16 protein-coding genes are annotated in these 13,785 nt (G+C 42.7%); 14 read left to right on the plus strand and 2 right to left on the minus strand.

The window, feature by feature from the left end; translation table 11 throughout:
- The 3 genes from C6347_RS00910 to C6347_RS00920 all read left to right on the plus strand — a co-directional run bounded on the left by C6347_RS00910 (window position 1) and on the right by C6347_RS00920 (window position 1,874).
- Window positions 1-759 carry a hypothetical protein gene (locus tag C6347_RS00910; protein WP_060597601.1) on the plus strand — a complete coding sequence of 253 codons (759 nt, stop codon included), beginning with the start codon at window positions 1-3 and terminating at the stop codon, window positions 757-759.
- A 21-nt stretch (window positions 760-780) separates the two neighbouring features.
- A complete protein-coding gene (locus C6347_RS00915) occupies window positions 781-1,308 on the plus strand; it encodes a YfjD family protein (RefSeq protein WP_034660472.1) in 528 nt (175 codons plus the stop codon).
- A 98-nt stretch (window positions 1,309-1,406) separates the two neighbouring features.
- Complete coding sequence (locus tag C6347_RS00920; protein ID WP_034660471.1) at window positions 1,407-1,874, plus strand: helix-turn-helix domain-containing protein; 468 nt, start codon at window positions 1,407-1,409, stop codon at window positions 1,872-1,874.
- Between the two features lie 61 nt (window positions 1,875-1,935).
- Here C6347_RS00920 and C6347_RS00925 read toward each other — a convergent pair whose 3' ends face one another.
- Window positions 1,936-2,283 (minus strand): helix-turn-helix domain-containing protein, encoded by a 348-nt coding sequence (locus C6347_RS00925; protein WP_003214932.1) that lies wholly within the window; start codon window positions 2,281-2,283, stop codon window positions 1,936-1,938.
- Between the two features lie 207 nt (window positions 2,284-2,490).
- On the opposite strand from C6347_RS00925, the gene C6347_RS00930 reads away from it, so the two are divergent.
- From C6347_RS00930 to C6347_RS00955, 6 genes are all read left to right on the plus strand, one after another.
- Window positions 2,491-3,480, plus strand: a complete 990-nt coding sequence (locus C6347_RS00930; RefSeq protein WP_003215391.1) for an asparaginase — start codon at window positions 2,491-2,493, stop codon at window positions 3,478-3,480.
- A 28-nt stretch (window positions 3,481-3,508) separates the two neighbouring features.
- Window positions 3,509-4,933, plus strand: coding sequence for an aspartate ammonia-lyase (gene aspA, locus C6347_RS00935; protein WP_066031535.1), 1,425 nt, complete (start codon window positions 3,509-3,511; stop codon window positions 4,931-4,933).
- Between the two features lie 140 nt (window positions 4,934-5,073).
- The gene (gene nhaC, locus C6347_RS00940; RefSeq protein WP_106042955.1) at window positions 5,074-6,480 is read left to right on the plus strand and encodes a Na+/H+ antiporter NhaC; all 1,407 of its coding nucleotides are present in this window, start codon (window positions 5,074-5,076) and stop codon (window positions 6,478-6,480) included.
- A 295-nt stretch (window positions 6,481-6,775) separates the two neighbouring features.
- A complete protein-coding gene (locus tag C6347_RS00945) occupies window positions 6,776-7,201 on the plus strand; it encodes a YwqH-like family protein (protein ID WP_060597597.1) in 426 nt (141 codons plus the stop codon).
- A gap of 38 nt (window positions 7,202-7,239) precedes the next feature.
- Window positions 7,240-7,503 (plus strand): YwqI/YxiC family protein, encoded by a 264-nt coding sequence (locus C6347_RS00950; RefSeq protein WP_060597596.1) that lies wholly within the window; start codon window positions 7,240-7,242, stop codon window positions 7,501-7,503.
- Window positions 7,504-7,790: 287 nt separating this feature from the next.
- Window positions 7,791-8,216 (plus strand): YwqH-like family protein, encoded by a 426-nt coding sequence (locus tag C6347_RS00955; RefSeq protein WP_060597595.1) that lies wholly within the window; start codon window positions 7,791-7,793, stop codon window positions 8,214-8,216.
- A gap of 48 nt (window positions 8,217-8,264) precedes the next feature.
- Here the strand turns inward: C6347_RS00955 and C6347_RS00960 are convergent, their stop codons facing one another.
- On the minus strand, window positions 8,265-8,477 hold the full coding sequence (locus C6347_RS00960; protein ID WP_223250412.1) for a hypothetical protein: 213 nt from the start codon (window positions 8,475-8,477) through the stop codon (window positions 8,265-8,267).
- A 136-nt stretch (window positions 8,478-8,613) separates the two neighbouring features.
- Between C6347_RS00960 and C6347_RS00965 the strand changes: the two genes are divergently transcribed.
- From C6347_RS00965 to C6347_RS00980, 5 genes are all read left to right on the plus strand, one after another.
- Complete coding sequence (locus C6347_RS00965; protein ID WP_106071298.1) at window positions 8,614-10,572, plus strand: BglG family transcription antiterminator; 1,959 nt, start codon at window positions 8,614-8,616, stop codon at window positions 10,570-10,572.
- 89 nt (window positions 10,573-10,661) lie between these two features.
- Window positions 10,662-11,972, plus strand: coding sequence for a PTS sugar transporter subunit IIC (locus C6347_RS00970; RefSeq protein ID WP_034660464.1), 1,311 nt, complete (start codon window positions 10,662-10,664; stop codon window positions 11,970-11,972).
- 14 nt (window positions 11,973-11,986) lie between these two features.
- Window positions 11,987-12,166 carry a hypothetical protein gene (locus C6347_RS19340; protein ID WP_223253274.1) on the plus strand — a complete coding sequence of 60 codons (180 nt, stop codon included), beginning with the start codon at window positions 11,987-11,989 and terminating at the stop codon, window positions 12,164-12,166.
- Entirely contained in the window at window positions 12,088-12,345 is a 258-nt protein-coding gene (locus C6347_RS19345; RefSeq protein ID WP_223250427.1) for a mannonate dehydratase, read from the plus strand. The genes C6347_RS19340 and C6347_RS19345 overlap by 79 nt, the downstream gene beginning before the upstream one ends.
- Window positions 12,342-13,775, plus strand: coding sequence for a glycoside hydrolase family 1 protein (locus tag C6347_RS00980; protein ID WP_106071299.1), 1,434 nt, complete (start codon window positions 12,342-12,344; stop codon window positions 13,773-13,775). The genes C6347_RS19345 and C6347_RS00980 overlap by 4 nt, the downstream gene beginning before the upstream one ends.
- The last annotated feature ends 10 nt before the right edge of the window (window positions 13,776-13,785 follow it).

Consider the following 13,785-nt stretch of genomic DNA (forward strand, 5'->3'; position numbering starts at 1 on the left):
TTGGATCAGCTAAGTCTAAGTATTGAGGAACTCATCTTTAGTTTTTACAGTGAAGGCTATTTTGAACAGGGCATGTCCTTAAAGGAAGCGTATTATCCTGATGTAGAGGACGAGCGCCTAGGGTTTTTATTTGAAATTGCGTGCCGCTCTTTGCTCGCAAAAGGTGTACTTGAATTTCAAAACAGACAATATCGTTATAAAGCGGAATACCGTCATTTCATTCAGGCGATGAATGATGCATCTCACACCGTCAAGGCGTCTCGATTTGGGGATAAAGATGAAGAAGTCAGTACCTCCTTTCACACGACACAAATGGGCGTATATGCGCACCATACGCTGTATGATCAACAAGTCCATCAGATTCAAAAACTGAAAGACGACCAGCTGGCAGAGGAGCAAGTGACTGACTTTTTCAACATACAGATGAGTGAACACCCTGCACCTGTCGTCACCCTACAAGCAGAGGAATTTGAAAAGCTATTAGAGCAAGCAAGTGAGGCGAAGAATGAGTGGCCCTCCTTCCTTCATCGAGCAGAGAACGAAGAACTCGTGCAGGCATTTGTTTCTGATGTAAAGGCGAGAAAAGGAAAGATGGACTCCCTGATGAAGGTCGTCTACGACAAAAACAATACTCCTGATGTGGAGTCCATGTTATTTGTCATTCCAGGTGAGGAACAGTCGTGGCTTGTGTCGGGAATAAAAGAAAATGAATTTCGCATTGAGACGGCTCATAGAGACGGATTACGTTCTATATTCTAATGGAGAAAAGGAGAATGACGCTTGAATCCAAGTGAAGTAATAGAAGTGAGGAGCAGGACCTTTTTAAGGGTATGGGCATTCTTAGCAACAGGCGGCTTCGGTATCATCGGTATTTGGTTGTTTTCAGAAGCTCTTACATTTGAATCGAATTATACATTGTTTTTATTTTTAGGCGGACTACTAGGCATTGTTTATGGCTGGATCTCTTTCTTGATGATTTTACCGGCTTTTACGAAGAGAGGAAATGTGATTTTTCGCATTCAGCGCGGGAAGAATGGCGCGGTTTTACATCGCGGGCAAGCGATCCCTTTTCAAGACATTCAATCCATCGATATGCGCAGGCATCGGTACAGTGTACGGGGTTTTCTCTTCATGGATGTGTTGATTCGGAAAATAGACGGGAAATTGATCAAGATTCCAGCGTACAGTATTTTAGATGAAGAAGTATTCGAGCAAGCCGTCAAACAAGAGATCTACCCATATTTAAATCAGTCAGCCCAAGAGAACTGGAGACAGCAGCATGGTCAGGTCGAAGAGCAGATCGACTAGGATGTATTTTCCATGATTCCGAAGGATGAGGTGCCACTTTTTCGAAGAAATCGTGTATGATGTCAGTAAAGACTGAACACTCGGAGAGGTGATGAGAGATGGATAAAGAGATGGTAATCGACCTCGTCACAGAACAAATGGCACGGATTCGAAAAGAAAAGAATTATACGCAGGACCGCATGGCTGAGGTACTTGGTCTATCGAAACGGCATTTGCAGCAGGTTGAAAAAAATAGGCTGCGCCTCAACTGGACGCAAACTGCGGCCGTATGTGCATTATTCAGGGATAGTGACATTTTAAAAGGGACACTTGGGGATGATCCGCTTGAGATTCTGGAAGTCGTGGCACATGATGAATTGCATCTATCGGTGGAACGTACGATTGGCGGAAAGGTTTGGTGGCGGACGTCTATCAAAAAAGGCACATTTCGTCTTCAGCAAAATGTGCTTAGTCAGCATTACCGCATCTTAGATGATGAGAATTATCGCTATTATAGTTCGTTTAATAAAGATGAAGCGAAGCGGCGGTTAGAGGAATTAAGTCAGCTGTCTTCTCCTTATTCATAAGCAGCTGATAGGAAAAAGGAAAGAGAGGCACCCGATTGATAGGGACCTCTCTTTTCTGTGTTTATACTTTTAGAGTGTTTTTCGCCCGAATAAAGGCAACAAGCTGTTTGATTTCTTCATCATTTAGGGGAACGCCGTCGACAAGGATGGTTCCTTCTTTTGCTTCCGTCAGTTCAATTTTGATATCAGAGATTTTGCGTTGTATCTCTGGCTCGTCCGTTCTACCAAGTAAAAAATCAATGGACGTATCATACAAATCAGCCAGCCGCTTCACTGCTTCAAGCGAAGGTCGTCGGTACCCAGATTCGTAACCGGCATAGGTGCTTTTGGCGATACCTAGGCGATCTGCCGTATGCTGGAGAGACCATTTTTTCTTTTTTCTAAGGGTGGTTAAACGATCGAGTATCATTACATGAACGCTCCTTTATATACAACAACAGTATATCATATTTTGACATGGAATGTACGCGTTATGCGTAATAATTTCTTGATTAATTCGCGTTATGTGACTATAATGGCAATGAAGGTACGCGTAAAGCGTATATTATAGAATAGCACAAGCTAGCTTATAATATGTGTGACAAACGAAGTAATTTTATTGAAAGAGGTGGACCTGTTGAAGAAATTATTGCTTTTAACCACTGGTGGGACGATTGCATCTGTAGAGAGTGAAAACGGTTTGGCTCCAGGTGTTAAAGCTGAGGACCTTTTAAGCTATTTAAACGAAATTAATGCAGAGTATACAATGGACACAAAGTCCCTAATGAGTATAGATAGTACAAATATGCAGCCTGAATACTGGGTGGATATTGCAACAGCCATTTATGAAAATTATGATCAATATGACGGTTTTGTTGTCACGCATGGTACAGACACGATGGCCTATACATCAGCAGCTCTTTCTTATATGCTGCAAAATCCGGATAAGCCAATTGTCATTACAGGCTCACAAATCCCGATTACGTTTAAGAAAACAGATGCGAAGAAAAACATCACCGATGCGATTCGCTTTGCATGTGACGGCGTAGGCGGCGTGTATGTTGTCTTTGATGGCAGAGTCATTCAAGGAACACGCGCAATCAAACTAAGAACGAAAAGCTATGATGCATTTGAAAGTATTAACTACCCATATATTGCATCGATTGAAAACCATCAAATTGAATACAATAGCAAAGTAAAAAGATCGTCAATGAAACCGCTTAAATTAGACGCATCTTTAAACACCGACGTTTGTCTCTTGAAATTGCACCCAGGTCTAAAGCCAGAGTTCTTAGATGCAATCAAAGGCGTCTACAAAGGAGTCGTGATCGAAAGCTACGGCAGCGGCGGTATTCCTTTCGAAGGAAGAAACCTTTTAGAGAAAATCAACGAATTGCTCGAAGAAGGCATTTCTGTTGTCATCACAACTCAGTGTCTTGAAGAAGGAGAAGACATGAGCGTGTATGAAGTAGGACGCAAAATCAATCAAGAACTGGTGGCACGTTCACGAAACATGAACACAGAGGCTATCGTGCCGAAACTCATGTGGGCACTAGGTAAAACAACAGACCCAAGAGAAGTGAAAAAGATTATGGAAACGCCAATCGCAGAAGATTTAGTGATTTAACTATTCTATAGAAAGCAGGTCATATCAGATGGTTCAAGCAACTTATCGCTATGAGAAGGATTTTCTGGGTGAAAAAGAAATTCCGGCAGACGTGTATTATGGGGTTCAAACCCTTCGTGCAAAAGAAAATTTCCCGATTACAGGATATCGCATGCACGAGGAACTGATCAGAGCCTTTGCCATCGTGAAAAAAGCAGCAGCTCAAGCCAATATGGAAGTTGGACGTTTATATGAAGGAATTGGAAATGCCATCGTACAAGCCTCTGATGAAGTTATTGAAGGCAAGCTGCATGAGTACTTTATTGTAGACCCAATCCAAGGCGGCGCAGGAACGTCGATGAATATGAATGCCAATGAAGTGATTGGAAACAGAGCGCTAGAAATCATGGGACATCAAAAGGGTGAATACATCCATTTAAGCCCAAACACACATGTAAACATGTCACAATCGACGAATGACTCGTTTCCAACAGCGATCCACATCGCTGTATTGAAGCAGTTAGACATTCTGCTTGAAACAATGCAAACGATGCAGGACGTATTCAAAAAGAAAGCAAAAGAATTTGATCATGTGATCAAAATGGGACGTACACACCTGCAGGATGCTGTTCCAATTCGTTTAGGACAGGAATTTGAGGCATACAGCCGCGTGCTCAGCCGTGACATTAAACGGATCAACCAATCAAAGCAGCATTTATATGAAGTGAATATGGGTGCAACAGCTGTTGGGACAGGCCTAAACGCAGATCCTCGTTATATTGAAATCGTGGTGAAGAAGCTAGCAGATATTTCTGGTCTTCCGCTTGTAGGCGCAGAGCATCTCGTTGATGCTACGCAAAATACAGATGCTTACACAGAAGTGTCCGCCGCATTAAAAGTATGCATGATGAACATGTCTAAGATTGCCAACGACCTTCGCCTAATGGCATCTGGTCCACGTGCAGGACTTGCTGAAATTGCATTGCCCGCTCGTCAGCCTGGATCATCCATTATGCCTGGGAAAGTCAATCCAGTTATGGCAGAGCTCATTAACCAAATTGCATTCCAGGTCATTGGGAACGACCATACCATCTGTCTTGCTTCTGAAGCAGGCCAGCTTGAGTTAAATGTGATGGAGCCTGTTTTGGTCTTTAACTTGCTTCAATCTATTAGTATAATGAATAACGGATTCCGCTCATTCACAGATCATTGTTTAGTGGACATTGAAGCAAATGAAAAACGTTTGAAAGAATATGTAGAAAAAAGTGCAGGCGTCATTACTGCGGTAAACCCTCACTTAGGCTATGAAGCCGCGGCTAGAATCGCAAGGGAAGCTATTTTAAGTGGAGAATCCATTAGAGATCTTTGCTTGCAAAATGATGTGTTAACAGAAGAAGAACTTGATATTATTTTGAATCCATACGAGATGACAAAGCCTGGTATTGCAGGACAAGAACTGCTAGAACGGGAATAATATCAAAAATTTTATTTTATTAATATGTCGAATTGCCTGTGAAATAGAGAAAAACAGGCAATTCACTTTCTTTCGAATTGACACACTTTTTTCACAATATTTTGAAAACGCTTAACGCACTCACAAAGGGAGGAAACACAATGAAATCACCACGTCTGCCGTCTATGTTAGAAGTCGTGTCTGTACTTGGCTTATTTTTAGCAATTGTTTTATCTTTTACTCTTTATTTCAAATTAGATATCCAACTAGCATTGTTTATCTCATGGTTTATAGTTATCGCATTAGGTATTCGATTGGGGCATTCATATAAGGATCTTCAAAATGCGATCACAAAAGGGATATCGAATGGTCTAGAAGCCATTTTAATTTTAATTGCAGTAGGTGCACTTGTTGGTACATGGATTGCAGGTGGAGTTGTACCTACGTTAATTTACTACGGTCTAGAGTTTATTCATCCTAATATCTTCTTATTAGCTACACTTGTCATCTGTGCACTCATGTCCATTGCAACAGGAACCTCTTGGGGGACGGTTGGAACGGCAGGGATTGCGATGATCGCAATTGGTGAAGGGCTAGGTATCCCACTTCCGATCGTGGCAGGTGCCGTCTTATCTGGTGCTTATTTTGGAGATAAATTATCCCCATTATCAGATAGTACAGTGCTCGCTTCCTCTCTTTCAAAAGTGGACGTGCTGGCGCATGTTCGAGCGATGATGGTTTTATCCGTACCAGCCTTTGTCATTACGGCCATTATGTTTACGGTTACAGGCTTTATGTATGGTGGACGCAACATTGATCAAGATAAGGTAGAATTTTTGAAAAATGCCCTTCATGATACATTCACCATCAACATTTGGATGGTCATCCCAGCAGTAGTGGTTGTATTACTGCTCGTATTTAAGAAACCTTCAATGCCTGTTATTGCCATTGGTGCTCTTTTAGGATCTATTTGGGCGATGGCTTTCCAAGGAATGAATCCAGCAGATGCGATTGGTTCAGCATACAATGGCTTCTCTATTAATTCAGATGTAGATTTCTTAAATACGCTGTTAAATCGTGGCGGTATTGTGAATATGCTTGGATCTTTAGTTGTCATTATTCTCGGGCTTGGTTTTGGTGGCGTACTTGAATATCTCGGCGTCTTAAAAGTGATTGTCGCTACTTTCGAGAAGAAATTATATAATGCAGGAAATGTAACCTTATCTACACTTGTTGTTGCATTCTTCGCAAATATTTTTGGCTGTGCAATGTACGTTTCATTAATTCTTACACCGAAAATTATGGAAAAAAGCTACGATAAATTGAAAATAGACAGACGCGTTCTATCTAGAAACGCTGAGGTCGGTGGAACAATGACGTCTGGTATGGTTCCGTGGTCAGATAACGGAATTTACATGGCTGGAATTTTAGGCGTCTCGACATTCTCATATTTACCATTTATGTGGTTGAGCTTTGTTGCCATTGCTCTTGCCATTATCTACGGATATACAGGGAAATTCATTTGGTACGTCAAAAATCAACAAGACTCAGAAGAATCGGCTTCATAAGCCGTTTACAAAAGCCGCCTCAATTAGGCGGCTTTTGCTTGTCCTAGGACCGAGAGACTACATATGATATAAAGAAGATGATCGGGAGTTTAGACCCTTTATAAAAGAGGTCTAAAGGGGTAATGTGAAGCAGAACGAAAGCATATTTATCCCATAAAAAGGGTACAAATCCCTATTCAAACATGAGTCTTTGAACCTTATAATAACAATATTGGAAAAAGTGCTATTCACCTTACGCTCGTTTAGAGGAACTCTAAGCAGCGTTTTTATTTTTTGACAGGAGGAGGAACCCATAATGAGCTTGTCGGATATGCTGTCTGCCCTAAACGGTGGCATTACAAGTAAAAAAGCAGAAATTGAAGAGAAAATCGCTCGACTTAAAAAGGCGAAAAGTAAGGTCGAACGAGAACAAGATGCGGCAGAAACAGACCTGAAGCAAATCAAGCAGCCAAAGCTTGGGGCCTCTTGGAAAGGTGAGCGAAGCAAGGATTTCAAATCAGAGCGGAATGAAGCACATGATGCGCTGCAAACGATTGTGAACGACAAATACCCACGCTACGTGAGCCGCATCGAATTCAAAATCAGTACATTAGAAGCTGAACAAACTGCGTTATCCTTTGCCAGTTCCTTAGCTGGAGACGCCGCACGTCTTGCTGAAAAAGGAGAAGACGCAGTAGAGGACGCCAAACGCTTGATCTCAAAAGCATGGAACAGTTTTTAAAGCTGCTTTCATGCTGAACAAATCTGGAGGATATCACGATGGGACAAATTAAGTTAAACTACCAAACAGTTATGAATCAACTAGATGAAGTCTCCCAAGCAGTCGAAGCTTTAATGATGAAAAAAGCAGCAGATAAAGCGGGTGAAAACAGCCTTGAATTTGTGACCAAATGGACGGCACGTGAGGCAGAGGTGAACGAAATGGTCTCAAACTTTAAAGAAGCCTTAATCAAAAATGTCCAGGACACGCGCTCGAATGTGAAAACCTTAAAAGAACAGGACGAAGCGATTGCTGCAAAATAATCAGCACAATCGCTTTTATTTATGGATTACATTTGCATGATAAGAAATATAGTTCAATGGAATCATATAAAATTCAGGATGTACGACCTTGTATTATTCCGTTTTTCTTCCAAACACGTCACTAAAAGGACACCTTTTCCCTATTTAAGACTGAGGCTTTTCACCTTATACTATACTTAATGAAAGCGAAACGATAGAAATGTCAGGATTGGAAAAATCAAGTGAGTCGATAGCTTCCAAGGCTCTGACGCTGTGCTTTCGTATGAGGTCCGATAGAGGTGGATGACATGAGTTTATCCGAGATGCTACACCATCTGCATATGGGAATTGAAAACAGACGTGCAGAATTTGATGAAATGATCTCTCGGTTAAAGACAGCCAAAAGCAATATTCGAACAGAACAAGATCTTGCGCAGTCAGACATAAAGGAAATTAAGAAGCCTGCTCTAGATTCGTCATGGAAAGGTGAGAGAGGAACCGACTTTCATCGCCACCGAAAAGACGCCTACCATGTAATGCACGACATCGTGAACAATGAGTATGAAAAATATATAACCGAGATTGATCAAAAAATCTTGCACTTTGAATTAAAAAAAATGGAGCTGGCTGTTGCCAGTAATTTTGCCGGAAGAGCCCAGGACGTGATGGAAAAGGGCGAGGATTTTGCAAAGGATGTTAAACATTTGATTGAACGGGGCTGGAAAGCTCTTTAAAATAAAATATAAAACAGCCGTCTCATAAGCGAGCGGCTGTTTTTTTGTTTAGTCACATCCACCACCGCTATCGCCTGAATCTCCCCCGCAGGAGGCATCAGAAGCGTGATGAGTATATGAATCAGTATAGGTACTTGTCGTTGAACTGTGATGTGAAGAACGCTTAGCAGATGTACGTTTATCCTTTGATGTGAACAGGTGGGCAATGATTGCTCCTAAAGAAGCCAATATGATCATAACAACAAACATAAAAGAACCCATGATGCATCCCTCCTCTTGTTTCATCATCATACGATTGAGCCATATTGAGGTTCCCGATTTGTAAGAAAAACTGGGCAAAGAGTTCTATTTTCGTTTATGATGATAGGCAAAAGTAAATGCCAAGGGAGGAGAGCCCATGCTATCTTTACGTCAGGAGGAGCTCCTGAAACGCTTGATGCAAGCGGAGCAGGAACTGACAAGTGAAGAAATTGCCCGCGTGATTGGCGTCACATCACGAACCATCCGAACAGATATGAAAGCGCTTAAATCTATAATAGATGAACAAGGAGCCGCACTACATATCAAACGCGGGGCAGGGTATACATTGACCGTCGAGGATTATGGGGCATTTCGTACATTTTTGAAAAAGTCGCTGAGAGAAAGAAACGAAAAAAAGGAACAGGTCATTCCCAATCAGCCTAAAGACCGTGTGGCGTATCTATTGAAAAGGCTGCTTCTGTCTGAAGACTATATCAAATTAGATGGGTTGGCAGAGGAACTATTTGTGAGTGAATCGACAGTGAAGAATGATTTGAAAGCGGTCAGACATTTGTTTTCATTACATGGACTTTCTGTAGCACATCGCCCTAAATATGGATTGCGGCTGACAGGGGATGAAATGAAATTAAGATATTGTATGGCTGAGCATGTGTTTCAGCAAGAGCATGCGAACTCTGCGCTGTTACCTGAAGAAACGTATCAATTGGTTCAGGACATTGTGCGTTCACGTACAAAAGCAAGCGGACTTCATCTGTCAGAGATCGGTTTAAGTAATTTAGTCACCCACATCGCCATTGCATGCAAACGAATTGAAGAGAAAAAACTAGTCATGATGCCAGAAGCGGAATTGAAAGACATTCAAGTGCAGCCTGTTTTTCAAGTGGCTCAACAAATGGCAGAAGATATTCGGCATGTATTAGCTATTGATTTTCCGTTATCTGAAATGGCGTACATTGCGATTCACTTGATGGGTGCCAAGATGATGGCATATGGAGATGACGGCCATACGCTATTTCACCTTCTAGACGAAGATCACTTTCGCTTCACTCACCAATTACTTGCTTATGTAGAGGAGCACATGTCACTTGATATTCAATTTGATAAGGAGTTGATCGTAGGATTAAGTCTTCATTTGCGTTCCGCCATTCATCGTTTTAAGTACGATATGAACATTCGTAACCCCTATTTACCGGACATTAAAAGGCATTATCCCATTGCATTTGAAGCGGGTGTCTATATGGGGAGATGGCTGAAGGAAAAAGAGGGGGTCGACATCCATGAGGATGAGATTGGGTATTTGGCGCTCCATATCGGTGCTGCAATCGAGCGGACAAAATCACAGCATGTGAGAAAGAGATGCCTTATTGTGTGTGCAACGGGTGTCGCCAGCAGTCAGCTCCTTCTTCATAAGCTGACGGCGGCTTTTAGCGGAAGGCTGGAGATCGCTGGAACTGCAAGTGTTGGGGATCTTCCTTCGTATGATTTGAGAAGCATTGATTTTATTATTAGTACCATTCCGCTTCAGAACACATTGCCGGTGCCAGTGATTGATGTACATACGATTTTAAGTGACGATGATATTGTACGGCTGAAACGTTTTGTGCAGGATCCACAGGATACAGGGGTTTTGCGGTATGTCAGTCCGGCGCTGGCATTTTATCAGCAAGACCTTCAATCAAGAGAAGAGGTTCTTCAATTTTTCGTGAACGTGCTAAAGGAACAACATCGCATCCCGGACGAGTTTGAACAATTATTGCTGGAAAGAGAGCAAGTGTCCCCGACATCGTTCGGTCATTTGGTCGCGATTCCTCATCCGATGAAGCCGGCAACAGATGACACGTTTTGTGCGATCTGCACGTTGAAAAAACCGGTGCTGTGGGGTGAAGATCGTGTACAAGTCGTTTGTTTGTTGAGTATCCAGAAGACGTATCAAAAAGAATTACAGTCGCTTTATCAATTTCTTGTGCGGCTGACAGAGCGGAAGGAAGTGGTGGAACAACTCATCAAGGCCGCTTCATTTGAGGAACTGACGGCGGCGCTTCAAGTATTGGAGCATCCGAATGAAAAAACGGGACAACCATTTCCGCATCTGTGAGGAAAAAGTTTAGATGTTAATGAAAGCGCTTTTAAAATAACATCAAAAAGGAGGATGATCACGAGTTTTTGCAAAGGGGGAGACGGATCATGAGCTTCAAGGAGAAAGCGGCAGACGTCATGGGGAATGTGGCTTATCGCATCACGAATCAGAAGTATATTATGGCGATTAAACAGGCATTTGTCACATTGATGCCAATCATCATTACAGGGGCTTTTGCTGTATTGGTGGCAAATATGATCATGAGCCCGGAAACAGGGCTTGCTCATTTTGAGATATTCAGATTTTTAGCGGAGCTTCAGCCAATTATGAAGGCAATCAATTATGCCACGCTAAACTTTTTAACGATTGGGGCTGTGTTCCTCATCGGGATAGAGCTTGGGAAAATCAACGGGCACAAGTCCCTGTTCCCAGGGCTGATGGCATTGATTTCATTTATATCTGTTATTCCAACGACACTTCTTCTTGAAGTTGATGGATCGATGCGTGAGGTTGTAGATGTACTGGCAAGGCAATTTTCTGATCCAAAAAGCTTATTTTTAGGGATGATCATTGCGATCATATCTGTGGAAATCTTTTGTAAGCTGACCGAGGTGAAATGGCTTCAAATCAAGATGCCAGATTCTGTTCCATCGAATGTGGCAACATCTTTTTCGTCACTTTTTCCTTCGATCATTACGATTACGATCATTAGTTCATTCGGCTTTGCATTTCACCGTTTGACAGGCATTTATTTGCATGAAGCAGTGTATAACGTGGTGCAGCGCCCGCTAGAAAGTGTTGTACAGGGTCTGCCGGGGATTTTAACGTTGATGTTTGTGGCGCAATTTTTCTGGGTGATCGGCATCCATGGCAACCAGATGATCAAACCGATCCGGGAGCCGCTCTTATTAGGGTCGATTGCAGTGAATATGACAGCATTTCAAGAGGGAAAAGAGATTCCGAATATCATCACGATGCCATTTTGGGATGTGTATATGAGTATTGGTGGTTCAGGTGTGACCATTGGGCTTTTGATTGCGATTTTTATTGCTGGAAGAAGGGAAGAGATGCGAAGCATTGCCAAGCTCTCATCTGGGCCGGGCCTCTTCAACATCAATGAACCCGTTATTTTTGGATTACCCGTTATGTTAAACCCTGTGATGGCAATCCCATTTATCGTCACACCGCTTGTGACAGGGACGATTGGTTACATTGCGACAGCTACAGGATTTGCTGGAAAAGCAGTCGTGATGGTGCCGTGGACGACACCGCCGATTGTGAATGCATGGCTGTCAACCGCTGGCAGCATGGGAGCTGTCATTACACAGCTCATCTGTATTGTAGTAGCAGTCTTCATCTATTTGCCATTTGTTCTCTTGTCTAACCGCAAACCAGAAGCGGCACCAGATTCAGAATAAAAGGAGGGGCATGAATGAACATGCAATGTAAGTGGTATGGAGAGGATGATCCCGTTTCACTTGCGCGTAAATATGCGAAAAATGGCGCATCCACTTTGCTCATTGACGAAATGCCATCGTTCATGAAAATGGTGATTTTGAAGAGTCAGCGCACCTTTCGTCAGCAGGAAGTCTTGATATGGGGGCAATTGTGAAGGCTTTGTTTGAAGAGGGCTCTAATGGCTATGTCCGGTCGGATCATGGACGTATGATCTTTGGCGAGACAGGCAGACCTGGCTACGGTTTATATGATCGAGCACTTGGGGCTGTGTATTTGCAAGGAATTTGGGAGGGGCTTCACGTTCAAACGAGGAAAGGGAAGGTAGCGATATGAACAGAATCGAGATTCCAAGTGATTTTATCCTAGGTGCAGCGGCTTCTGCTTGGCAAACAGAGGGATGGAAGGGAAAGCAGGTGCATCAGGATTCGTACATTGATTCATGGTATAAGGAAGGATATCACGTGTGGCACGAAGGATATGGTCCGGCTGGTGCGACGAACTTCTACGAGCGCTATCCTGAAGATGTGGCCTTAATGAGAGAGATTGGACTGACACATTATAGGACATCGATCAATTGGTCGAGGTTTCTCATAGATTACGAGAAGGGGATTGTGGATGAGACCTATGCCCGTTACATTGATGACTTGATCAATGGATTAATTGCAGCAGGTGTAGAGCCAATGTTTTGCTTAGAGCATTATGAGCTTCCTGCCGTTTTGCTTGAGAAGTATGGCGGATGGTCATCAAAGCATGTCGTCGAGCTGTTTGTTCTCTATGCGGAAAAAGTGTTTGAGCGCTACGGGGACAGGGTCAAACATTGGTTTAGCTTTAATGAACCAATTGTTGTCCAAACACGTGTTTATCTAGATGCCATCCGTTATCCCTTTGAGCAAAATACGAAAAAATGGATGCAGTGGAACTATCATAAAGCGCTGGCAACAGCAAAAGTGGTGAAGCTGTTTCGGGAGATGGGATTGAAGGAATCGACAGGTGCAAAAATCGGGGTGATTCTCAATCCAGAAGTGACGTATGCAAGATCCTCTGCCCCGCATGATCAAGAAGCGGCACGGATGTATGATTTGTTTTTCAATCGAATGTTCTTAGATCCCTCCATCAAAGGGGAGTATCCAGAGGAATTGCTCGATGTGTTGAAAAAGCATGATATTCTTTTTGATGCGACAGAGGAAGAGCTTCAGGTCATCAAGAATCATACGGTCGATGTCGTCGGGCTCAACTTATACTATCCGCATCGTGTCAAGGCGCCGAGTAAGGCGTGGAACGAAGGGACGCCATTTCATCCGTCTTATTATTACGATATGTTTGAGCTTCCAGGGAGAAAAATGAATCCATTCAGAGGCTGGGAAATCTACCCAAACATTGTCTATGATATGGGGATGAGAATAAAAGAAGAATACGGAAATATCGAGTGGTTTGTAGCCGAAAACGGGATGGGTGTAGAAAAGGAAGAACGGTTTAAAAATGAAGACGGTATCATTGATGATCAGTATCGCATTTCATTTATCAGCCAGCATTTGAAGCGGGTACTTCAAGCGAAAGCAGAAGGATCAAATTGCACGGGCTATATGCTGTGGGCTTTTACGGATAATGTCTCACCGATGAATGCCTTTAAAAACCGCTACGGGTTAGTCGAAATCCAGCTGGAAAATGAACGGAATCGCCAGTTGAAAGCATCAGCGTATTGGTACCAGACATTAATCAAAACAAGGGAACTGAAGGTTGAAACAGAAGTCATCTATCGATAGGAGTGATGGA

Source organism: Bacillus sp. NMTD17, assembly GCF_002998735.1.
Classification (GTDB): Bacteria; Bacillota; Bacilli; order Bacillales; family Bacillaceae; genus Bacillus.